Annotated in this window: 1 protein-coding gene; it reads left to right on the forward strand. The window is 48.5% G+C overall.

Going from position 1 to position 904, the window contains the following annotated elements:
- Positions 1-904 (forward strand): VCBS domain-containing protein (locus R7Q48_RS25560; protein ID WP_318132961.1); only part of this gene is annotated, 904 nt, incomplete at both ends.

Below are 904 nucleotides of genomic sequence, written 5' to 3' on the forward strand. Positions count from 1 at the left end.
TGCCGATGGCCGCTTCACTTACACTGCGACCGCTAACGGCAACCCAGTATTTACGTTGGTGGTGAACACCGATGATTCATACAACTTTACGTTGGAAGGCCCAATCGATCACGCGACTGGTAGTGATGAACTGACGCTAAACTTTCCAATCATCGCGACCGACTTTGATGGCGATACGTCATCGGCAACCATCCCTGTAACCATTGTTGATGACCAGCCAACAATTAACAATGTTCAAGCGATCACCGTTGATGAAGATGACCTCGCGCAGATTGGCTCGGCTCAAGACGGTTTTGTATCGATTGACGGACACTTCACCACCAATCAAGGTTCTGATGGCGTAGTGAGTTACCAATTGGATGCCAGTGCGACGCCTGTTGATGGGCTTACTTCGCAAGGTGTTGCGGTGACATTGAGTGAAACGGCAAATCCAGATGGTAGTTTCACTTATACGGCAACCGCAGGAACCAATCCTGTCTTTACGTTAACTGTGAATCCAGATGGTAGTTACAACTTTACACTCGAAGGCCCAATTGACCATGCGAGTAACAGTGACGAACTGACGCTGAGCTTCCCAATCATCGCGACGGATTTTGATGGTGACACCACTTCTGCCACGATTCCTGTGACCATTGTTGATGACCAACCAGTGATCACAAATGTTGCGCCAATCACGGTCGATGAAGATGACTTGATCAACATTGGTTCTGATCAAAAATATGCGCTTTCCATAGACGGTAAATTCACTACGACTCAAGGCTCGGATAGTGTCGTCAGTTATCAGCTCGATGCGAGTGCGATGCCTGTTGATGGGCTTACTTCGCAAGGCATTGCCGTAACCATGACTGAAACTGCAAACGCAGATGGCAGTTTTACTTACACAGCAACCGCGGGTGCGAATGCT

This window comes from Vibrio sp. 378 (assembly GCF_033339435.1).